Origin of the sequence: Bacteroides sp. 1001136B_160425_E2, assembly GCF_015559655.1 — a bacterium.
GTDB lineage: Bacteria > Bacteroidota > Bacteroidia > Bacteroidales > Bacteroidaceae > Bacteroides > Bacteroides luhongzhouii.
Genome location: NZ_JADMQH010000001.1, coordinates 303,913 through 327,406, shown reverse-complemented (window position 1 = coordinate 327,406; position 23,494 = coordinate 303,913). Strand labels below are relative to the sequence as shown.

The 23,494-nt window shown below is 39.0% G+C and carries 16 protein-coding genes; 7 read left to right on the top strand and 9 right to left on the bottom strand.

Annotated elements, in window-relative coordinates; genetic code table 11:
- Nucleotides 1-71: 71 nt before the first annotated feature.
- The 8 genes from I2I04_RS01140 to I2I04_RS01105 all read right to left on the bottom strand — a co-directional run bounded on the left by I2I04_RS01140 (nt 72) and on the right by I2I04_RS01105 (nt 14,899).
- Nucleotides 72-1,721: a glycoside hydrolase family 32 protein gene (locus I2I04_RS01140; protein WP_195470164.1), complete on the bottom strand. Its 1,650-nt coding sequence runs from the start codon at nt 1,719-1,721 to the stop codon at nt 72-74.
- Between the two features lie 17 nt (nt 1,722-1,738).
- Entirely contained in the window at nt 1,739-3,343 is a 1,605-nt protein-coding gene (locus tag I2I04_RS01135; protein WP_195654082.1) for a beta-N-acetylhexosaminidase, read from the bottom strand.
- 90 nt (nt 3,344-3,433) lie between these two features.
- On the bottom strand, nt 3,434-5,947 hold the full coding sequence (locus tag I2I04_RS01130; protein WP_195470166.1) for a hypothetical protein: 2,514 nt from the start codon (nt 5,945-5,947) through the stop codon (nt 3,434-3,436).
- Nucleotides 5,948-5,974: 27 nt separating this feature from the next.
- The gene (locus tag I2I04_RS01125; RefSeq protein ID WP_195470167.1) at nt 5,975-7,471 is read right to left on the bottom strand and encodes a RagB/SusD family nutrient uptake outer membrane protein; all 1,497 of its coding nucleotides are present in this window, start codon (nt 7,469-7,471) and stop codon (nt 5,975-5,977) included.
- A gap of 13 nt (nt 7,472-7,484) precedes the next feature.
- Nucleotides 7,485-10,487: a SusC/RagA family TonB-linked outer membrane protein gene (locus I2I04_RS01120; protein WP_229126901.1), complete on the bottom strand. Its 3,003-nt coding sequence runs from the start codon at nt 10,485-10,487 to the stop codon at nt 7,485-7,487.
- Nucleotides 10,488-10,686: 199 nt separating this feature from the next.
- Entirely contained in the window at nt 10,687-12,333 is a 1,647-nt protein-coding gene (locus I2I04_RS01115) for a hypothetical protein (protein ID WP_195654081.1), read from the bottom strand.
- Nucleotides 12,334-12,363: 30 nt separating this feature from the next.
- On the bottom strand, nt 12,364-13,575 hold the full coding sequence (locus I2I04_RS01110) for an alpha/beta hydrolase family protein (RefSeq protein WP_410489748.1): 1,212 nt from the start codon (nt 13,573-13,575) through the stop codon (nt 12,364-12,366).
- A gap of 178 nt (nt 13,576-13,753) precedes the next feature.
- Nucleotides 13,754-14,899: a XylR family transcriptional regulator gene (locus tag I2I04_RS01105; RefSeq protein ID WP_195654079.1), complete on the bottom strand. Its 1,146-nt coding sequence runs from the start codon at nt 14,897-14,899 to the stop codon at nt 13,754-13,756.
- Between the two features lie 186 nt (nt 14,900-15,085).
- Here I2I04_RS01105 and I2I04_RS01100 point away from each other — a divergent pair, with 186 nt between their 5' ends.
- From I2I04_RS01100 to I2I04_RS01090, 3 genes are all read left to right on the top strand, one after another.
- A complete protein-coding gene (locus I2I04_RS01100) occupies nt 15,086-15,592 on the top strand; it encodes an HU family DNA-binding protein (protein ID WP_195654078.1) in 507 nt (168 codons plus the stop codon).
- Between the two features lie 103 nt (nt 15,593-15,695).
- Nucleotides 15,696-17,237 carry a glycine--tRNA ligase gene (locus tag I2I04_RS01095; protein WP_074559048.1) on the top strand — a complete coding sequence of 514 codons (1,542 nt, stop codon included), beginning with the start codon at nt 15,696-15,698 and terminating at the stop codon, nt 17,235-17,237.
- 11 nt (nt 17,238-17,248) lie between these two features.
- Nucleotides 17,249-17,812 carry an FKBP-type peptidyl-prolyl cis-trans isomerase gene (locus tag I2I04_RS01090; protein WP_195470172.1) on the top strand — a complete coding sequence of 188 codons (564 nt, stop codon included), beginning with the start codon at nt 17,249-17,251 and terminating at the stop codon, nt 17,810-17,812.
- 176 nt (nt 17,813-17,988) lie between these two features.
- Here the strand turns inward: I2I04_RS01090 and I2I04_RS01085 are convergent, their stop codons facing one another.
- Complete coding sequence (locus tag I2I04_RS01085) at nt 17,989-19,014, bottom strand: LacI family DNA-binding transcriptional regulator (RefSeq protein WP_195654077.1); 1,026 nt, start codon at nt 19,012-19,014, stop codon at nt 17,989-17,991.
- A 179-nt stretch (nt 19,015-19,193) separates the two neighbouring features.
- Between I2I04_RS01085 and I2I04_RS01080 the strand changes: the two genes are divergently transcribed.
- Genes I2I04_RS01080 through I2I04_RS01065 form a run of 4 tightly spaced genes read left to right on the top strand, consistent with a single transcriptional unit; the run spans nt 19,194 to nt 23,438 of the window.
- The gene (locus I2I04_RS01080; RefSeq protein WP_143256926.1) at nt 19,194-20,126 is read left to right on the top strand and encodes an aldo/keto reductase; all 933 of its coding nucleotides are present in this window, start codon (nt 19,194-19,196) and stop codon (nt 20,124-20,126) included.
- A 15-nt stretch (nt 20,127-20,141) separates the two neighbouring features.
- On the top strand, nt 20,142-21,065 hold the full coding sequence (locus I2I04_RS01075) for an amidohydrolase family protein (protein ID WP_195654076.1): 924 nt from the start codon (nt 20,142-20,144) through the stop codon (nt 21,063-21,065).
- 38 nt (nt 21,066-21,103) lie between these two features.
- The gene (gene fucP / locus I2I04_RS01070; protein ID WP_143256928.1) at nt 21,104-22,396 is read left to right on the top strand and encodes an L-fucose:H+ symporter permease; all 1,293 of its coding nucleotides are present in this window, start codon (nt 21,104-21,106) and stop codon (nt 22,394-22,396) included.
- 25 nt (nt 22,397-22,421) lie between these two features.
- Nucleotides 22,422-23,438 carry a zinc-binding alcohol dehydrogenase family protein gene (locus I2I04_RS01065; protein WP_195472250.1) on the top strand — a complete coding sequence of 339 codons (1,017 nt, stop codon included), beginning with the start codon at nt 22,422-22,424 and terminating at the stop codon, nt 23,436-23,438.
- Nucleotides 23,439-23,494 lie beyond the last annotated feature (56 nt).

The following is a 23,494-nucleotide window of genomic DNA, read 5'->3' as shown; positions in this document are numbered from 1 at the left end:
ATGCTTTCTTTGGTTTATGGATTGATGAAAAAGCGAAAAATCATATTCAAAAAACGTATTCTTATCAAGTATTATTTTATAAAATCATTCTGTAGCTCTTTGTATATGCTTTTCATTTGCCAGACATCCATACTAATAAGAGTAGCATCTCTTCCCTGTGATTTTAGAGAAATCCCTACACTTTCTTTTTTGCCTGGATAAACTCGGGTTGTTACTACTTGTTTGTCATTAACAAAGATTTCAATAATACTTTTGTCTATAAATATATGTAACTTAAGCGTTTCGTTCGGCTTAAGATATACAGGAGCAAGTTCTGGTGCTCTGGATATTACATCCGGGAGTATGGAAGAGTGGGCGGTTTCAAGTGAAATCAAACTCCATCTTTGATTTTTCAGTGCAGGATTTGTTCTGACTAAGTCAACTCCTCTATCTTTGAAAAATTTGATAGAAGTAAATTCCTCTTTATCAGGTGAACGTAGAACATTCATTTCTATCATTGGTGAAGATTTTATATTGATCTCAGCTTTGATTTCAAGTGCATTTCCCTGTATGTTATCGATTATGATTTCTTTGTTTGCCGGTAGATGGGTCTTATCTATATGTTGATGGTGGGTACGGAGTGATTTATAATCTCCATAAGGTTGTATGTTGATTGTGTCACATTTGTCTAATGTGAGTTTTCTCGGAAGTGTTGTAATACCTCTCCAGCCGGGAGATTTTTTGCCTGTATGCATGTTATGTATAACTATAACTCCTCCTTTGCCATCACTCGTTGCGCTTGGAGCATGTACCCCTCCGGGGAGAAAAGACATGAAGTTGAAACGTCCGTGAAATGTTGGATAAAAACAATGTTCTTCTTTATCGTAGTCTCCTAATAAATACTGGCTACCGGTTGTATGGCTAAAAAATAAAAAGATGTATCTGTTTCCTATTGGCCAAAAGTATGGACATGAAGCATCCTCTCCTGGTGGTAAGAAACATTCATTTTTCATGAAGTTATGTTCGTATTTCCAGTTTTTTAAGTCTTTTGAAGAGAAAAGAGAAGTTGATCGCATCGCTTTGTTACCAGGACCTGTATTTGTCCGTCCTCCCGTCACGGCATAGTATATGCTGTCTTCTTTCCAAATGGCAGGGTCAAACACATAGTATGGCAGAGTCTCTCCTGATTTTACTCTTGGAATGCCCGGTGTTGCTACCTTTTCCCAGTTTAGTAATAACGGATCGCTGGATGTAGCCACAATATCTCCTAAGTCAACTCCATAATACATAGCTATGACTTTGTCTTTTTCGGCTAGGGTGGCACCGGAATAACACATGTTTTCCGGGCTGGGATATAAAGCTATGGGCAGATCTTTCCAGTGAATTAAATCATGACTGACTGCATGTCCCCAGTGTTGTCTAAAATCTTTAGAGGGCAAATATTGATAAAATAAATGCCAATTTCCCTGCCAATAGCATAAACCGTTAGGATCGTGCAAAATACTTTCCGGACTAGAAAAGTGATAGATTGGTCTGTAGGGGTTGTTCTTCCATTCTTCCCGGCATTCGTTTAAATATTGTACGAAAGAATCTTTTTCTAGTTCTCTTAATTGATCTTTAAGATTGTTGGAAAAGTTTTTTTGTAATATCTTTGATTTGGGATAAGATGCCTGTTGAGCATAACATCCTATTGCAAGGAATATCGTACAAAATAGAAACGTGTAAATATTAACTCTGCTCATTTTTTTGATTGTTGATTTTATCTAACTGGTTCTCCGGTCTCTTTAGGGGCAAAAGGATCTGAATAGTAGATATGATCTTTCTTATATAAATCAAATTGTTTTTTTAGACGTATATTGAAAGAATTGATATTCTTATTCATTTCTTTTGTCCATGCATTTTCAGCTAGTGCTGCTATCCGAGGAAATAGCATATAATCGAGTCTGTCCTCTGTTTCAATACGTTCTGTCCATAGATTAGCTTGTATTCCTAGTATGTTACAATTTTTAGGATATTTGACTGGTATATCTTGTGGACTGAAAGAATATACTTTCTGATAAGAGTTGCATGAAAATTTTCTCCAGTCAACCCCATGTACTTGTAAAGTGTCTTGTGCATAATCAAGATACATTGGTAATCGTGGACATAATACAATATTAAATTTTCTAGCTAATGATTTCTGGAGTTGTTCAGGTCTATTCTGTCTCCAGAAAAATACGATGGTATGTTCAGGAGATAATTGGGAATCAGCAACTTCGTCCCAAGCTGCAACTTTGTTATGAATAAGCAGAAGAGAATCAGCCATCCTTTGAAAAAAGTAATTTTCTACGTCTTTTAAATTCTTCATTTTTTCATGTTTCATCAAGTCTTGGATATCCTTGTTAGTATTCCAATCCTGATTGCCATAATGTACTTCATCTCCTCCAAGGTGGATTACTTGCGAGGGGAACAGCGCATCTACTTCTTTTAGGATGTCCGTTAAATAAGTGTATACGGAATCTTTCCCGGGATTAAAGGTATATCCAGGATATTTAGGAGAACCGCCACCGCTAAATTCCGGATATGCTTTAGAAGCTGCAGATGCATGTCCCGGCATATCGATTTCAGGTATAATGTGGATGTTTCGTTCTAGAGCATAAGTTACGATTTCTTTTATTTCTTCTTGTGTGTAGAATTGAGCAGGAGTGTATTCTTCTCCATAATTGCCGATTCCTCCTATGAGGGCTAGTTTGGGATATTTTTTTATTTCTATTCTCCAACCTTGGGAATCGGTTAGATGCCAATGGAACCTATTTAGTTTATAAAGGGCCATCCAGTTTAAAATCTGTTTTACTTTTTTTATACCCCAGAAATGACGGGCCTCATCTAACATAAAACCTCTCCAGGCATATAAAGGGTTGTCCTCTATTTCCCAGCACTCGATAGGTACAAGGGTGTCTTGTTGCGTGGATAATCTAGTTAATTGAATTAGAGACATGATACCATTTATCATTCCGCTTGGTTGTTCGGCTGTAATAGTTATGTCTTTGGTATGCATTTTTAAAGAATATCCTTCTGTTTTGAATTTATAGCCTTTCTTGAGTTTTATAATATTGTATACTATGTTTGAATTCTGAGTTTCTTTATCAGGAAGTGTGCTTACGGCGATTGAAGTATATCGGAGAAGTTCTTTCTGTAAAAGGTAAGCTTGAGGTTCAAACTCTTCGTTATATACAATAACACATCTGTTTGATAGTTGGAATGTTTCATTTATCCTACTACTGTTTTGTGGACATGGAATTAGAGGACAAGTATTCTGTCCACGTATGATGGTAGTATTTAATATGTTTCCAATGAGAAATAATATTAGAAGAATTTTATTCATGTTTTTATCGGATAAAATGAAGAATATTACAGTTTAATATAAATGAGTTAAGATTCCATTTATATTAAACTGTAATTAAAGAATGTTCTGTTATTTCGTTTCTGTCAAACTGATGTCATCTAGATTGACTAATGTTTTCAGTGTTTTTTGTGCACTGTCTATCTCCGGTACAATGTTGAAAAATATGGCACATTTCTCAAAACTTTTACCTGGATTTTTCTGGATAATATCGGGAAGATCAAAAGTGATATTATATTCTTTCCAACCTTCTGTTTTTTCTAACGTGATAACTTTTTCATACGTATAGTCTGTATTTACGTTTGCTCCTGTTGAGGACACAATTCCCACGACTATTTTTTCTGCATGGTTTATATTTGCAGCAACATTCGTTGTACCCCAAACAAGATTTGGACGATAATAGAAAAATTGTAGTTTGTATTTTTTGCTGTCATCCAGGGATAAACGTTGTGCAACTCCCTGAAGGTGTTCTAAATTATTGGCATGACTGCTATATTTAGCAGCATCAGCATTAGCTGCAGTATAAATAACTACAGATTTGTTCCCAGAATGTGAGATTGGTGTCCCGCCACCTGCATAGGTAATAGATGTATCATCAATATAGGTAAACCAGAACCATGAGTTATTGTTACATCTATGGAACCAGACATTATCAGGAACAGTAATGGCACCATCTGCTGTAGGAAATGTTTTTTGTGCTGTAGTATCAAAGAAACCGCTAAGCCTTAGAGGGCGGACAAGTTCGTTTGTATGTACAACGGGGGCTATGGAAGATGGCTCTATCTTATCCTCAAATCCGCCATTTGTAATTAGGTTATCAGTAGCAGGCTTTTCTTCTTCGGGTAATGTCTTGTCGATAATATTTTTATGATTTTCGTAGAAAGTTTTTGTAGCCTTCATGATACCTAAGTTTTCACTATATTCGATAGGGTCATTTTTTTGGCAATTACCGATAATGACAATACCATCACATCTTCGGTACAAATATTCAAGAGCATTCAACCAGGTAGCTTCCTTGATTGGCTTGTATGCATCGGCAAAAGCTTCATAGTCTTCTGGTATAGTTCCTGTCTTGTTGAAATAATTAGTCATGATACAGGCGAATATTTTCTTGTTTGGATTGTTCCACTTAGCTTCTTCCAGAATTGCGGAGCAATCTTGTTTCCAGGTATCCAAATCGTCATTGATGATTGTAACTTCAGGATATAATACATCCGCATATTCCCTGATTCCTCTCATGGGTTCTACCGCGTATCTCTGCCATGAGTCATTTCTTTGAAAATCAGATTGAGTATAGTTGGTGACTCTGAGAGAGGTGAGGCTTGTGGGACCAACACCACGATACCCGATTGTAACTTTTGAGTTATTATCTTTGAATGTGCTATATACAGTTTGGAAACGTGACATCATTGCACTATTATCTGTAGAACGGTCCGCATGCCATGTACTGATAGATATACAAACTGGATGTGTGGCGTCAGTTGCTAAATTCTTGATCTTGTCGATGACAGGAGGATATACACTACCTTGCTTTTCTGTTTCGGAAACATTAGCTTCACTGATTACTGATATGGGTTGTATACCATAGCTTAATAGATTTGAAGGAGTATTCTGGAAATTTAATGAACCATATACATAGAATTCTGTAGGCTCTGATCCGCCATCATCGCCACCGCCTATCGGCTTGTCTAATTTAATGTTAGCTTTGTGCCGTTCGATAAATGTTTTTGTAGCACTATACATTGCCTGGACTTTTGTGTCATTCCACGCAACGTCAGTTTCACCATCTTCACCTTTTCCATTCGACCATATCACTGCTCCATCTAAATATGTATAACATCCTTCCAGTATCTTATCCCATTTTTCAGCAGGAATGAATTTCATATAGTCAGGATTGTTTTTGAGATTATAATATTGCGGCCAGATATATCCGATAATCTTTTTATCAGGAAATTTCTCTTTGATATATTCTACTGTCGTTTTCAAATCTTTCAGCCATTGATCTACGTCCGGAGTCATGATATATAATGAGGGATAAAGAACATCTGAAACTTCACCGGCAGAGAGCCTTCTTTCGCTGTTTTTCTTCCATAATTTAATAATCTCTTCTTCTGGTTCAGTTCTATTATATCTGAAAACATTTAAATCGCTCACAGGTATACCATAATTACCGACAGTACAACTGGGAATTTCTTTTTTAAAAGCGTCAAATACGGTTTTCAATCCGGTTTTAATTTCTTCATCGGTCTTGTTTGAATACCAAGCTTCAATGTCAGTGCTGACGGCTTGATAATTGGATGTTTTTGTGATACTGATTTGAGTAGCAACTTTATCCATATCAATCTCTTCATTAGTTAACAAGAAAGCTTCATAAATTAAGCGTATGTTAGAGATCATATCCGATGTAAGATCCGGTTTATTCTTATAACTCATCGCATCGTAAACAACAAATTCTTTTGTTTCCGGAGTAGGTTCAATTTCCTCTTCTAAATAAGGAGGACGAATGGTGTCGTCACTACATGCAGTAATGAACAGCATGGCAGTGAATAGTAACATGGTCAACCATTTAATCTCTGATGTTTTCATATAGTTCTTGATTTTGTGATAAATTACTTAATAGCCAGGGTTGTTTTTCCAACCTCTGAGTTCGCATTGTCTTACAGGTATCGGGAAAAGATAATTCTCTTTATTAGCGTTTAATCTCGCTCCAATTGCTGCATTCTTGCCTATAGCCTCGTCTACTTTTTCTGTTCTTACCAATTGGAACCATCTTTTGAATTCAAATACATTTTCCCAGCCAAATTCATCGAATACCGCATCTGCAAATTTTTCTGGTGTTAAACCTGCATATTGATGACTTTGATCTCCAAATGCTCTGTCTCTGACTCTATTTAAACATTTATACGCAAGAGTGTTGGGGGAACCCTCTGCTTTATTGCTGGCTTCGGCATAAATTAGCAATACGTCTGCAAATCTGTAAATAGGAGTGAGACCTTCTGAAAGTGAACTACGTGTAGAGGTGTTTCCATCAATACCGTATGTTCCACAGCCTCCATAGTTCCTGTATTTCCGGATAAAAGGTGCGCCTATATCAAAGTCTTCCCAGTCAATCCGATTTCCTTTAGTATCCACGGTTGATGTAATATAGCAGAATTCTTTTCTTTTGTCATTAGGGAAGTTTTTGAAGAATACAGGATCACCTACATAGTCATACCAGCCATTTTCTTCTTTTCCAAGATAGGATATGCCGTATTGGCTTGGTAAATAAGACAGTGAATGCTGTAGTGCGAATATATGTTCAGTTTTATCCGTCTTTTTAGCGTTCATCCAAAGATCTTTATATTCACCGACCAGATCGTAAGGTCCGTTTTCGATGATATCTTTTGCAGTTTTAGCAGCTTCTGCATAATAATTTTCTTCTTTTAATGGCCATCCAGCCATGGTTATATATACGTCACTAAGCAAAGTCTTGGCGGCCCAGGTGGTTGGAGCCTGATTGTTATTGTCACGGCTTTGTAATGGTAGCAGGTTGATTGCATTACTTAAATCAGGAAGAATTATTCTTTCATAGATGTCTTTCACCGGTTTACGTGGCATATTACTACTCCCATCTATGTCTGTACTTGAGTTAGGGTCTGTAATAGCAGGAGCATCTCCCCAATATCTTACGATATAGAAATAGGATAAGGCTCTGAAGAAATAGGCTTCTCCTAAATACTTATTACTTATTTGGGTGTCGAGATTTTCGTTTTCATTGATTAGATATATTATATTATTTGCAGAGTATATTGTTTGATAAAAATATTTCCATAAATTTAGCACATCTGCATTATCTATTGGAACTTTTAGTTGATCGTCCAAAACATTCCTTACTTTGTCCAAAGCACCTGAAGTCATATCGTCACCAGCCAATGCGAGTGATGCCAACCGGCAGTTAAAGCCGAAATTTTCTCCCCATAAATCTTTGTAAAGCCCATTGGTCATGCTTTCAAGAGTTTGTTCTGTCAACTCGATGGTGGCAGGCGTTAATTTGCTTTGCGGTTCTTGCAATAAGTCTACGCAAGAAGTTAAAGAAAAACTTGTCAGAAGTATGAATATATATTTTTTCATTGTATTCTTGTATTTAGAATGAAACATTTAAGCCAAGTAGATATTCTCTTTGACTGGGATAAGTTCCCATATCAAGTCCGGGGCGTAGAGGGTTACTTATTGACAATTCAGGATCGTTTCCGGAATATTTGGTGATTGTACAAACATTCTTTATCGAAAAATATACTCTCGCTGCACTTAGATTTATTTTTGACAATAAACCTTTGGAGAAATTATAACCTAAAGTAATACTTTTCAATTTTACGAAATCTCCTTTTTCTATAAATGTAGATGATGCTACCGTTTCAGGGCTTGTTATAGCGTCCCGGTCCTTACCGAATCCGGCAATAATTGCATTCTCATTTTTGCCTGCAATCCAGCGTTCGGCTAATTCGGGGAATGGAGATAAGGAACTTGTAAGTCTGGCTCTTGGGTAATTGTAAATATCAAATCCATGAAAACCGATTAAGAAAATATTCAAGTCAAAGTTTTTATAGGTAAATGAATTATTCATTCCCCAATTGAATTTGGGTTGCCCGTTACCAATAATGACATAATCATCTGCATCTATAGTTCCACTATCGTCTTGATCAACGTATTTGTAAGAGCCGGGTCTTACTGTAGGAGAAGTTGGTTTTTTAATATCAGGGTTATTATACTCTTCGGTACTCCATACTCCCGTGGATTGAAGACCGTAGATTGCACCGATCGGTTCTCCTACAAAGTAACGATAGAATGAATTTCCCCATCCTGTGCCTATTTCCATGAAATCCGAATCTATATCTCCTAATTTTTCAATTTTAGCTTTATTATGAGCCAATGAAATGTCGGCTTTCCAATAGAAGTCTTTTGTCGTAAGCGGAGTGATTCCCAAAGTAATTTCAAACCCCTTGTTGCTGATTTCAGCAGCGTTTCTTAGTCCGGATGATAAACCTGTATCTGCCGGGAGAACTACAGTATTAATGGCATCTTTTGTTTTTTTGTCGTAATAATCGAATGTGAATGAAATTCTGCCATTTAGAAAAGCAGCATCGATCCCATAGTTATGTTGATGTGTTTTTTCCCATTTTAATATAGGATTACCCGGGACAAGCGTATAAGCTATTTGGCCGTTTCCTATTGTTGCATTATATTGTGTATATGCCGAATAAGCTGCTACTGCCTGGTTTCCGGAAACTCCATATCCATATCTTAGTTTCAATTGGTCTAAAGAATTAATATTTTTAAGGAATGATTCTTCTTTTAGATTCCAAGCCAGACTGAAAGAAGGAAAGTTATCCCATCTATGGTCGTAAGACAACAAGGAAGAACCGTCTCTTCTGAATGTTACTGTGGCCATATAGCGGTTCATTAAGACATAGTTGATTCGTCCGAAATACGATATGGCTGTTGTCTTGCTAACCTCATTGTCTTCTAGTTTGCTGGTTTCTGCCAACATCATATTTTTCCAGCCGATGCTTTCGGAAGTTAATCCTTCTGCAGTCTGCCTCATGATGTATGAACGTGATAGGCTTTCTTCTACACCAATAGTAGCGTTGAGGCGATTATTTTTGTTTAGTTCCTTTGTATAGTTAAGTGTATTTGTCATGCGCCACCCCCATGAATTTGCATCATAATATGTAGCTAATGATTTTCCTTTTAGGAACCCATTCATACTTTGTTTGCTGCTTGTGGTTCCATAAAAACGGTTTCCTATATTTATTTGCTGTTCATTTCTGAATGTTAATCCAGGAATAATTTCATAACTGATATATGCCTGTAACCAGTTATTAAAAGTCATATCCTCGTTGTTATTCTTTTTTTGTTCATCAATGAAACCTATTGGATTGTAAATACCGGTATTGTCGATAGTTCCTTGGGTGAGGTTTCCTTCTTTATCATACGGAAGTACAGTTTGCGGAAATTGTTGTGCCAAAGTGAGTAGACTGTATTGTCCAGAGAAGTTATTTCCTGCAGCACTATTAATCATTCCATAAAAATTAGCTCCAAATTTTAGTTTTTTAGTGATATTAGCATCCACTTTTAAACGATAGTTCCATCTGTCATTTGTGGAATGCCCGGCAATTCCTTTATTATGAATATATTGAGTGGAAAATAAGAAGCTCATTTTATCATTTCCTCCTTTGATGCTGATGTCATGAGAATGGCTGATGGCATAATCATTGATGATATTTCCCATATAATCATAAGTATCATATCCATTGGTGAAATTAGTGATTTGTCTTTCTGTATATAGGTCTTTACCATAATATGCCTGATTCCAATCATTGGCCATACGGGCGAACTCATTTACGGGCATGATGGAAGGTTTGTCGGCTGGTGTTCCGGCAACAACATAACCATTGTAGTCTACTGATAATTTGCCCTCTTTAGGAGATTTTGTTGTAATCAAGATGACACCGTTGGCTCCTCTTGAACCATATATTGCTGTTGATGAGGCATCTTTTAGTACTTCAATAGATTTTATATCTGCGGGATTTATAGCACTGAGGTTACCACCAGGAAAACCATCGATAACGACTAATGGGCCACCGTCTGCTTTTATGGAGTTTACACCGCGGACACGTAGCGTAGGGGTAGCCCCTGCAGCTCCGGATGAGTTTACAATACTAAGCCCGGCAATGCGTCCTTGAAGTAAATCAGCTACTTGGGCCGCAGGCATTTTTTTTAGAGTCTCAGCTGCATTAATGGAAGATATAGCTCCGGTTAAGTCGGACTTTCGTTGTACTCCATAGCCAACCACTACGACTTCATCTAAATTGCTAGTTTCTTCATTCATCTTTACATTGATGACATTTCGACCTTGTATTTTAATTAGTTGTTCTTCATAGCCAATATATGAAAATCTTAGTGTTGCATTTGTGGAACTTATATTGAGAGAGTAGGTACCATTCATATCTGTGATGGTCCCATTTGATGTTCCGGTTTCCAAGATACTAACTCCAATAAGAGGGTTTCCTTGAACATCTTGTACGCTTCCTGTTATTTGCTTTCTACTCTGGGAATAAACAAAGGGAGTAAAAAGGAAAAAGAACATAAAGATGCATATCGGTAAAAATTTTATTCGTGATGCATCTCGCAGAATTTTGCTTTTCAATAGTTTCATTTTCATCTTGTATTAAATTTAAATTTGGCATTGCAGTTTATTGATTGGATATCCTAATAGTGCAAATATAGCTTGATATGTCAAGGTGTCGATTTGATTTTACGCAGACTAGTCCTCAAAAAACGTAAGTTTAATCTACTGTATTCTTCATTTCTCTTATGAATTTTAAAGTTTCTTGCCATATTGCTGTATTCGTGTCAGGTAGATTGTTGTTTATATCATGTATTATTATACCGTTACACCATTGGTGGGCGGTTTTCAATGCAGTTTTCCATTCCGTTGCTTTTATTGTATGATTGTTATTAAGCGAGGCGGTTGGCAAATATACATATATTGGTTTTCCTTCAGATTTGAATTGTGCTTCTTTTATAGTAATGTATAATTCTTTCTTCCAAGTGATTGTGTCATTATCAACGATAGGGGCATTTATGATAATGGCATCTGTGAATTTTTCCGGCTCTTGCGGAGAATTCATTGTATTTATTGCCCAACTTCCCATGTTGACATGCATATTTGAATTATGAAGCCTTAGTTTACCTAAACTTGTGGAGGGTATTTGCCATATTTGATTACCATTGTCTTTTTTTAATAGCTTGTAAATTTCTTGATAATCTGATGTATCACTCTTTTTATTAATCGGTGCAATACATATAGGCGTATTGGAGGATTTTGGAGTTTGTATGGCAAGTTGTTTCACTTTGTCTACATCAAGAACAAAAGTTTCATTGCTACAGTTTCCCAAATCTTTTTCATTAATCATTTGTATCGTCTGAACTCCATATTGGGCTAATTGGGGATGATTTGTGTTTAAATATATATTGAATTTTTGTGGAGTAGAAGTCAATATAGACAAGTTTTCTTTTTCAGGAAACACAATCTGTCTTTTGTGGGAATGGATAAAATGTTTTGTTACTTCCCAGATTTGTTGCACCCGAAGATCCTCCCAGAATACTGATTGATCATTTTCATCAGTTCTACTTGACCATATGATACTTCCATCACAATATGTATAAGTAGCCTCTAGCATTTGTTTCCAAATGTGGGGGGAAATGAATTGTTTATAATATGGACTATCTTTTTTATCATAGTATTGGGGCCAAATATATGCTATAATTTTTTTATTAGGGTAGTGTTTTTTTATTTCTTTTACTGTTATTTGCAGATCTTTTATCCAAGATTCGATATTAGGCTCGGCAATGTAAAGAGAGGGTTGAGCTACATCTGCGTATTTGAGTGCAGCCCAACGTTTTTTATTGCTTTTTCGCCAAGTCATCAATATACTATCTTCTGACATTTTGGAATGGTAGTATCGGTGTACACATAAGGCTGTAGGAGCGGCTCCATAGTTGCCGATTGTTATGTTTGGTGAAATTTTTTGTCTAAAGTAACTAAATAATGTGTCGAATCTTTGTTCTATTTCCTGGTCTGTAAGTGAAGGCTCGTAATACCATTGTTCTATATCCGTTGAAATCATAGTTCTCGGAAATAAGGATGCAAGTTTGGCTTGTTTCTCGATTTTGTTGAAGTCAAGTATGGCTTTTGAAGAATGATCGGAGTGTTTTTTTGTCAAGGTTACTTCATACATTAGATAAACAGGCTGAAGACCATAGTGACTTAAGTCTGGTTTGCCGATGTATGACATAGCATCATAAATGAGAAATTGTTTTATTTCCTGTTCCTTATTACTACAATATGCTGTGAAAATATAGCATAAAGTGAGAGAGAGCAAAATGAATCGATTGATAGTGGCTCTGCAATTAATTTTTGAGTTTTTCATAAGATATTTTTTATTATGTAATGTTTTTTGTCAATTAGTGGGACATAAATACCACTCGAAGAAATTGTAAAGGATTTCATTTGATTCGGGATCAGGATCATGTTTCGCTCTATTGGTCATCGCTACCCTGTTTTCATACCCTAGAATTCGATTAATGAGTATTGTATGATTTAGAGGTATCCATCTTTCAGGTCCGTCAGAGAAGCCTCCGGAAACAAGAAAAGGGCGGGGAGCCATAAGTGCATGAATTTCATGTAAATCATGCCCATTTTTACGTAACTGCGAATAAATTCCTTTTGCTTTAGTATATCCGTTTTTGTTCCAGGTATCTTTCCAGGGCGGAGGGTAATAGCCAAGATACCAAGGTTCCCAATAGTTGATGTATCCCCCTTTTGTTTCATCAAAAACAATACCCGGGTCACTCCATGCAGCGCATGCAAATTTGTCATAGAGGCAAGATGCAAACATTGCCCATTTTCCTCCATATGAATGTCCGACAATGCCAATTTTAGTAGAGTCTACATCAGGGACTTTGGCTAATGCTTCCCATGCATTGGCAGCTGCATAGGCTAATGCTGATAGAGGTTGTAGAGAAGCATTATTGATCGTCGGATAATATATGGAGTATGTTTTTTCTTTCGTTGTTTGGGTTGTTCCTAATGACAGGGTGATAAATCCTCTTTTAGTAAGTTGATAAGCGAAGTCACGGTTAGGCTTTCCACCGATTCCAATGGCAGTTTCAGGTTCATAAAAAACAGAAATAATAGCAGGCTTCTTCCCTCTCTTATCAGGGATTAGTAAATACCCTTCTGTTTGTTCATTAGGAACCCAATAGAAGCGGACACGATATTGATAGAAGTTCTCACGTTTAAGCGTATCTAATATTTCAAATTTTTGATTTTTAATTATAGGAGGCCATTTCCCCATTAAATTCATCCATGTATCTTTTATTTCTTTTCGTTTTTTATTCCAATCATTTACATTCTTGATAGTGTCTCCATTATTCAGTAACAGAGGGGAACGATAATTTCCATAATTATCTTTATATATCACTGGCGGATTGAAATAATCTTTTATTTTATTCCATGCTTTTGTATTATATTGCAGTGAATTAGTTTGTTTATTCTCTATACAACTAGCTGTGCAGAACCCTATGCAGATAATTATATAGTATATAAAAAACTGTTTGGAAAATCCGAACTTTATTGTTAGCTGCATTTTCCTTTTGCTGTGTTTTTGAATGGTATTTGACATTTTAGAAATTATATATAGTATATTTATTTAAGGATATAACAAAGATTGGGTATAGCTAATACATTCTTCGTTAAATTGAGAGAGTATTAACTTTTATGACAAAAGTAGGTTGTTTCTATAATAGTTTTTATAGTAAAAACGAAAAGTGCTATTCAAAAAACGAAAATTAAATATGACTAGTCTTCTTTTGGCGATATTCCAGAGGTGAACAACCTTTATATTTTTTAAAGACACGCGAGATATTATTATAATCTTTGAACCCCACCTCTATTGCTAAATCGGCCAATGGACGATCTGTCGTGAGTAATAAATCTGCCAGATGGTTACAACGACAATTCAGGATATACTGATATATAGAGGTGTTCAGTGCATTCTTGAATTTCACCTCAAAGTTTCTGCGGGATAACGGAATGTTGGCAAGCAAAGATTCTATCGTCAGGTCGGAACTGTAATGTGAATCTATATATTTCACCACTTCGAGAATATAAGGGTCTTTAATATTGTGTTTCTCTGTTGATTGGCGTAGTTCGATGCGGATGGGGTTGATAACAATATTGAAAGTACCTTCATGTTCCTTCTTTATTTGCTGGTGGATGAGCCTGCCGATAGAATAGCCTCCTCTTTCTACTTCAAGCTCTATGGATGAAATAGGCGGGTCGGAAATATTACACATTAGTTCGTCGTTATCTACACCCAATAGAGCGATTTCTTCCGGGATATGAATGTTGTTCATCCGGCAAGTTTCAGAAATGAACAGGGCGTGCGCATCGTCACAACAAAACAGAGCGACAGGCTTGGGAAGTTCCTGTAACCACTGGCTTACTTCCATTCTTATCTCGTCTTCCTGCTTATCCGATTCGAAACTGAAAAATTCGCCTCCGATACGTTTTACCTCCTGCCGATAACCTTCGCAGCGTTCGTCAGACCATACGACTCCTTTAACACCGAAATAAGCAAAATTGCGAAACATTCTTTTGGCAAAAAACTGGGCTGCCATTCTTCCTGTACCTTTATAATCACCTGTCAGGTTGGAGTAAGTAACACTTCGGTGATGATAGTTTTGTAGCACTACCGGAATATTCAACTCTTTCTGCAAATCGATCGTGTCGTTATTCCATTGACCAATAATGGCATCCGCTTTCCATTCTTTCGCCCATTTCAGAATACCTTGTTCCCCATACATTGCGCTATAATAAGAAGGTAGCCGATAAAAGAGCCAGGGGCCGTTTTCTTTGGAGTATTGGACAAGTCCCCGTAGCAGTTTCCTGTCAAATTCGCTTGAATAGTCTATCAATAGAAGAATCTTAATCATAGTTCTATGTTTTTCTTTAGTATAATGTAGGGATGCACAAATATAGAAGAATTCTTTTGTTCTCTCGCAATAAAGACTTAATTTTGTTGCAGCCAACACTTATCTGACACCCGGGTCTCAATGGTGTTGACACCCGGGTGTTAGATAGAACACGAGTATAAACGAAAAAAGAAAGGAGTATAGACGATGGCAGTGCCTTATGTAGTGAGAAAAAAAGCCGATTTAACATCGGGAGAAAGAAAAGAATTATGGTATGGTGTACCCAAAAAACTGATAGATCCGATTCGGAATAGAGAATTTGCTGAGTACATGGAAAAACGGAGTGGATTTCATCGCGGGCAGATAGATGGTATATTGACGGAAATGGTTGATGCTATCCGTACTTTATTGTCTATCGGACAGCCGGTTACTATCGAAGGACTTGGCACATTTCATACGTCACTGACCAGTCCGGGATTTGAACGCCCCGAACAGGTAACTCCGGGAAAGGTGTCCGTATCACGTGTCTATTTCGTGGCTTGTCCTGAATTTAGCCGGGAAGTGAAAAAGATGAAATGCATGCGTATTCCTTTTAATCTATATATGCCCGAAGAGATGCTGACCAAAGAAATGAAGAAAGCGGACCGGGAGCAGGAGCGGGAAGAATATGACCGTATGGTGGCACCGGAAATCGATGAAGAAGTTCAGGAATAAGATAAATTAATACCCTCCCTGTCTTATTTATGAGATAAATCCCTATCTTTGTGGCACTTTTTACGAAAAAAGCAAATTCAAATTAATAGATATAGAAAAGAAAATGGCACAAGAAGACGTTTTTAAGAAGCTTGTATCGCATTGCAAAGAGTATGGTTTCGTATTCCCTTCGAGCGATATCTACGACGGACTAGGCGCTGTGTATGACTACGGTCAGATGGGCGTTGAATTGAAAAATAACATCAAGAAATACTGGTGGGACAGCATGGTGCTGTTGCACGAGAACATTGTCGGTATCGACTCTGCCATCTTTATGCATCCTACTATCTGGAAGGCTTCCGGACACGTAGACGCATTCAATGACCCTTTGATTGACAATAAAGACTCTAAGAAACGTTATCGTGCTGACGTGTTGATCGAAGATCAGCTGGCTAAGTATGACGATAAAATCAATAAAGAAGTAGCGAAAGCTGCCAAGAGATTCGGCGAATCTTTTGATGAGGCTCAATTCCGTTCTACCAACGGACGTGTATTGGAGCATCAGGCAAAACGTGACGCACTTCACACTCGTTTTGCTAAAGCTCTGAACGATGGTAATCTGGAAGAATTGCGTCAGATCATTATTGATGAAGAAATCGTATGCCCGATCTCCGGTACAAAGAACTGGACAGAAGTTCGTCAGTTCAATCTGATGTTCTCTACTGAAATGGGTTCTACTTCCGACGGAGCCATGAAAATTTATCTTCGTCCGGAAACTGCGCAGGGGATTTTTGTAAACTACCTCAATGTACAGAAAACGGGTCGTATGAAAGTTCCTTTCGGTATCGCACAGATTGGTAAGGCTTTCCGTAACGAGATCGTTGCCCGTCAGTTCATCTTCCGTATGCGTGAGTTCGAACAGATGGAAATGCAGTTCTTTGTAAAACCGGGAACTGAACTTGACTGGTTCAAGAAATGGAAAGAAATCCGTCTGAAATGGCATAAAGCTCTTGGATTCGGCGATGCAAGCTATCGTTATCACGACCACGATAAACTGGCTCACTACGCAAATGCAGCTACTGATATTGAGTTCCTGATGCCGTTCGGATTCAAAGAAGTGGAAGGTATCCACTCTCGTACTAACTTCGACTTGTCTCAACATGAGAAGTTCTCCGGCAAGAGCATCAAATACTTCGATCCGGAACTGAACGAATCTTATACTCCGTACGTAATCGAAACTTCTATCGGTGTTGACCGTATGTTCCTTAGCATCATGAGCGCGTCTTATTGCGAAGAACAGCTGGAAAATGGTGAAAGCCGTGTGGTTCTGAAATTGCCTGCTGCTTTGGCTCCGGTGAAACTGGCAGTTATGCCGTTGGTAAAGAAAGACGGTCTGCCTGAAAAAGCCCGTGAAGTTATTGACAGCCTGAAGTTCCACTTCCATTGCCAATATGACGAAAAGGATAGTATCGGTAAGCGTTATCGCCGTCAGGATGCTATTGGTACTCCGTACTGTGTGACAGTCGATCATCAAACATTAGAAGATAACTGCGTGACATTGCGTAACCGTGATACCATGCAACAAGAGCGTGTAGCTATCTCTGAACTGAATAATATCATCGCAGACAGAGTAAGCATCACTTCTCTATTGAAAACTTTACAATAAACCTTTGACGAATGAGTAAAAAGATCTATTTATTCTCCTTAGTATTGCTGGCTCTTGCGTTCACTGCTTGCAGTGAAACGGAAGAGACTAGCCGTTATGATAATTGGCAGGCACGTAGTGTGGCTTTTATAGACTCGATCGCCAATGTGTATAATAGTCCTGAAAATCAGGCTTTAGCTAATGATGATCCGGAGAAACTTCATGCTTTTCCAGATCCGACGAATAGTCAGACTATATATGTAAAGAAGATAAAAAAAGGGGAAGGTACAGAATCTCCTAAATATACTTCTACAGTAAGTGCACATTATCGTATGTCTTATTTCAATGGAGATGTAGTTCAACAGACTTATACAGGAACAGAGCCTACAGAGTTTGATTCTCCGGCAAATTTTACATTGAATGGTGTTATTTCCGGTTGGTCTTATACGTTGATTCATATGGTAGCTGGTGATTTTTGGACTTTGTATATCCCCTATCAGAGTGGTTATGGTTCAGGCACTGGTAATGATGGTTCTCTCCAAGCTTATTCGGCATTAGTATATAATGTTAGGTTAGAGAAGATTGTAGAGAGATAATCTTATAACAATATAATAAATATGAATATAGGTGTTGGGTCTAAATGATACAACACCTATATTTTTCATAATAATAACGGAATTGCCTTCTTAGAGATTATGCAATATCGTTTTTCTAAAAGTATATAAGGAATTATTCCTTTTGTTTTGTTCCTTCTTGCTTATATTGCAGAAGATTACATTTTTGATTTTTTTATACTACTCTCCCTAATCTGCAAATGTGTCGGAATCGTCACCTGCTTGATAGTCTTATTTCCTTTTATCTGATCGATAAGTAGTTGGCAGGCAGTTTCTCCCATTTTATAAGTCTGATGTGACACTGCAGATAATTTCGGCTCTACATAATTAGCGTGCTGCTCGTCCGTATACCCGATGATTGCCACATCATCCGGAATCCGGAGGCCATGTTTTTTGATAACTTCCATTGCTGCGAAAGCCAATGTGTCATTCATGGCAAGAATAGCATCCGGAGGCTGTGGAAGTGACAGTAAAGTTTCTGTGGCAATCTTGCCTTCCTCATAATCAATCTTCCGGCAAACTACCAACTCTTTTTCGATGGGAATACGATTCTCACGCAAGGCTTCCAGATAGCCATGTTTTCTTCTCTTTACAATATCCAGATGATTGGCTCCTCCGATAAAAGCTACCCGTTTACTTCCATTATCCAAGAGATGTTGTGTAGCCATCTGTGCGGATTGGGCCCCATCTGCTATCACCGATGAAAATTGGTCGGTCAGGCAAACACGGTCGAACAGGATCAGTGGCATATTAATGTCTTTCAAGGCGGAGATGTGGGAGAAATCGGTTGTTTCTTGAGACAGACAGGCGATGATACCTTCTACGCGCATATTGACCAGATTCTCAATATTTCTTTTTTCGTGCTCGTAAGACTCATGCGAGGTCGTGATAATCACGAAATACCCGTTGGCAATAGCCATATTTTCTATTCCATTCAGAATCGATGCAAAGAAATGAGTGACAATATCCGGGACGATCACTCCGATGATACGTGGTGCATTCTTCCGCAGGCTCATGGCAAAAGGATTGGGACGGTAGTTCATCTCTTTAGCCAGTGCCTTTGCTTTGGCGCAAAGTTCACGGCTGATTTCCGGACTATCTTTTAGTGCCCTGGATACAGTAGGAATCGACACCCCCAATGCTTGGGCGAGATCTTTGAGTGAAGTATGTTTCCGGTTTTCCATTTGAAAGTCTGCAACTTAGATTCTTTTTACAAAGAAAGCACATTCCCGGAAAATTAAAAGCATCTGAAGCAATATTTTTTACGTAAACCGTTACGTTGGTTTTTCGACCGCTCTCTGCTGCACTGAAACTATTACTGACCTATTTTTGCCGCATACAAAATGATTTAAAACCTAAAAGTATGCAATACCATGAAATCGGAAAGACAGGGATGAAAGTATCATCTCTTAGTTTTGGAGCTTCTTCTTTAGGAGGAGTTTTCCATGATTTGAAAGAAAAAGAAGGCATCCAGGCTGTGTTTACTGCTGTTGAGGCAGGAATGAACTTTATCGATGTGTCTCCTTATTACGGACATTATAAAGCGGAAACTGTTTTAGGAAAGGCACTCAAAGATCTTCCTCGCGACCGTTATTATCTTTCTACCAAAGTGGGACGTTATGGAAAAGATGGAGTGAACCTGTGGGATTACTCTGCAAAACGTGCGACAGAAAGTGTGTATGAGAGCATGGAACGTCTGAATATAGATTTTATCGACCTGATTAATGTGCACGATGTGGAGTTTGCCGATTTGAATCAGGTTGTAAGTGAAACTCTGCCGGCTTTAGTCGAGCTGCGTGAAAAAGGAGTGGTAGGACACGTTGGAATTACCGACTTGCAACTCGAAAACCTGAAATGGGTAATCGACCATTCACCAAGCGGTACGGTTGAATCTGTGCTTAGCTTCTGCCATTATTGCCTGTGTGATGATAAATTAGCAGACTTCCTGGACTACTTCGAATCCAAAGAAATCGGTGTGATTAATGCTTCTCCGCTTTCAATGGGACTGTTGAGTGAACGTGGTGTTCCTGCCTGGCATCCGGCTCCCAAACCATTGGTAGAGGCTTGCCGTAAAGCAATGGAACATTGCAAAGCTAAGAATTATCCGATTGAGAAACTGGCTATGCAGTTCTCCGTCAGCAATCCCCGTATAGCAACGACTTTATTTAGTACGACTAATCCGGAGAATGTGAAAAAGAACATCTCTTTCATCGAAGAACCTATTGACTGGGAACTCGTTCGGGAAGTGCAGGAGATCATCGGAGAGCAGAAACGTGTAAGTTGGGCAAACTCATAAAACAGAGTCATTCGTATGGACTATACAATTATTGATGCACACGCCCATCTGTGGTTACGGCAGGATACTGTTGTGGACGGATTGCCTATCCGGACTTTGGAAAATGGCCGTTCGGAATTTATGGGAGAAATCCGGCAAATGGTTCCGCCCTTTATGGTAGACGGTGTGAATAGCGCGGAAGTTTTTCTTTCGAATATGGACTATGCGCAAGTGGCTGCGGCTGTTATTACCCAAGAGTTTATTGACGGTATTCAGAATGATTATCTGTCGGAAGTCGTTTCCCATTATCCCAACCGTTTCTTTGTTTGCGGAATGTGTGAGTTTCGCAAACCTGGATTTTTGGAGCAGGCGAAAGAGCTTATTGCCAAAGGTTTTAAGGCTATAAAAATACCTGCCCAACGCTTGTTGTTAAAAGAGGGACGGGTAATGCTGAATAGTGAAGAAATGATGCAGATGTTTCATCATATGGAAGAACGGAATGTCATGCTCTCCATCGATTTGGCTGACGGAGCAACACAGGTTTCCGAGATGGAAGAGGTTATTCAGGAATGTCCGAATTTGCGGATAGCGATCGGACACTTCGGAATGGTCACACGTCCGGACTGGAAAAAACAAATCAGCCTGGCACGTCATTCCAATGTGATGATTGAATCCGGAGGAATCACCTGGCTTTTCAATGATGAGTTTTATCCTTTCAATGGAGCAGTGAAAGCCATTCGGGAAGCGGCGGATTTAGTTGGCATGGAGAAACTGATGTGGGGATCGGACTATCCGCGCACCATTACAGCAATCACCTACAAGATGTCATACGATTTTGTGGTGAAGTCTTCCGAGTTGACGGAAGAGGACAAAAGACTCTTTTTGGGAGAAAATGCCCGGAACTTCTATGGATTTACAGATCTCCCCGTACTTCCTTACATCAAGAACATGTCCGAATGATGGAGAAAACAACCTTATCGTAAAACTGGATTTATACCATGAAAAAGAATACATATACAATACCTTTAGCGTTAGTTTTCTGCCTTTTCTTTCTGTGGGCGATAAGCAGCAATCTGCTTCCCACGATGATCCGGCAATTGATGAAGACATGTGAACTGAATACCTTTGAAGCCTCCTTTACCGAGACTGCCTACTGGTTGGCTTATTTTATTTTCCCAATCCCCATAGCTATGTTTATGAAACGTTACAGCTATAAGGCAGGAATTATTTTCGGATTGGTATTAGCTGCAATCGGAGGCCTGCTTTTCTTTCCCGCCGCCATTTTAAAAGAATATTGGGCTTACCTCTGTATCTTCTTTATTATTGCTACGGGAATGTGCTTCCTGGAGACAGCTGCCAATCCGTATGTGACGGTTTTAGGAGCACCCGAAACCGCTCCCCGCCGATTGAACCTGGCGCAGTCTTTCAATGGACTCGGAGCTTTTATCGCTGCCATGTTTTTGAGTAAGCTCATTCTTAGCGGAACTCATTACACGCGAGATACCCTTCCTGTAGATTATCCGGGAGGCTGGCAGGCCTATATCCAACTGGAAACGGATGCAATGAAACTTCCTTATCTGATATTGGCTATACTGTTGATTGGCATAGCTGTCATCTTCGTCTTTTCAAAATTGCCGAAGATTGGGGACGAAGGAGAAGCGGCTTCTTCCGGTAAAACGATCTCTTCGGGTAAAACGAAAGACGGCAGCCGGAAAGAAAAACTGATAGACTTCAGTGTATTGAGGCACTCACACTTGCGGTGGGGAGTGATCGCGCAATTCTTCTATAACGGCGGACAGACGGCGATAAACAGTCTGTTCCTGGTTTACTGTTGTGCTTATGCCGGATTGCCGGAAGATACAGCGACTACCTTCTTCGGATTGTATATGCTCGCATTTCTTCTGGGGCGTTGGATCGGTACCGGATTGATGGTGAAATTCCGTCCACAGGATATGCTGCTGGTTTACGCCTTGATGAATATTCTTTTGTGCGGGGTAGTGATGATATGGGGAGGTATGATCGGGCTATACGCGATGTTGGCCATCTCTTTCTTTATGTCTATTATGTATCCTACGCAGTTCTCATTGGCGTTAAAAGGACTGGGGAACCAGACAAAGAGCGGTTCGGCATTTCTGGTAATGGCGATTGTCGGCAATGCCTGCCTGCCACAGTTGACGGCTTATTTCATGCATGCCAATGAGCATATCTATTATATGGCCTATTGTGTACCGATGATTTGCTTTGTCTTCTGTGCATATTATGGCTGGAAAGGTTATAAAGTAATCGATTAATAAACTTATTTATCAAACATATCCAATGAAAGCAGTTCAAATTGTCAATCCCTCCGAAATGAAGGTGGTTGAACTGGAAAAACCGACCGTTGGTGCCGGTGAAGTATTAGTAAGAATCAAGTATGTTGGTTTCTGTGGCTCTGACCTGAATACCTTTTTGGGACGTAACCCGATGGTGAAGTTACCGGTAATCCCCGGGCATGAGGTAGGAGCAGTGATTGAGGAAATCGGTCCGGATGTTCCGGCTGGCTTCGAAAAAGGGATGAACGTGACATTGAATCCATATACCAATTGTGGTAAATGTGCTTCCTGTCGTAATGGTCGTGTCAATGCCTGTGAGCATAATGAAACGTTAGGGGTACAGCGCAATGGAGTGATGTGCGAATATGCAGTTTTACCTTGGACGAAGATTATTCCGGCTGGTAATATCTCTCCTCGCGATTGTGCGTTGATTGAACCGATGAGTGTCGGATTCCATGCGGTATCTCGTGCGCAGGTAATCGATAATGAGTTTGTGATGGTTATTGGCTGCGGCATGATCGGTATCGGTGCCATTGTGCGTGCTGCTTTGAGAGGTGCAACGGTCATTGCTGTCGACTTGGATGACGAGAAACTGGAACTGGCGAGAAAGGTCGGTGCTTCTCATGTGATTAACTCCAAGTCGGAGAATGTACACGAACGGATGCAACAGATAACGGAGGGATTCGGTGCCGATGTGGTGATTGAAGCTGTCGGCAGCCCTGTCACTTACGTGATGGCAGTGGATGAAGTCGGTTTTACAGGACGTGTGGTTTGCATTGGTTATGCCAAGAGCGAAGTAGCTTTCCAAACGAAATATTTCGTTCAGAAAGAACTGGATATCCGTGGTTCCAGAAATGCGTTACCTGCCGATTTCCGTGCAGTTATCAATTATATGAAAGAAGGGAACTGTCCGGTAGAAGAACTGATTTCGAAGATTGCCAAACCGGAAGGAGCTTTGGAAGCTATGCAGGAATGGACGGCTAATCCGGGAAAGGTGTTCCGCATACTGGTTGAGTTCTGATAAGTTCTTGTAATAAGAATAGTTGTTGATACCTGTTGTTTCGGGTATGTAATAAG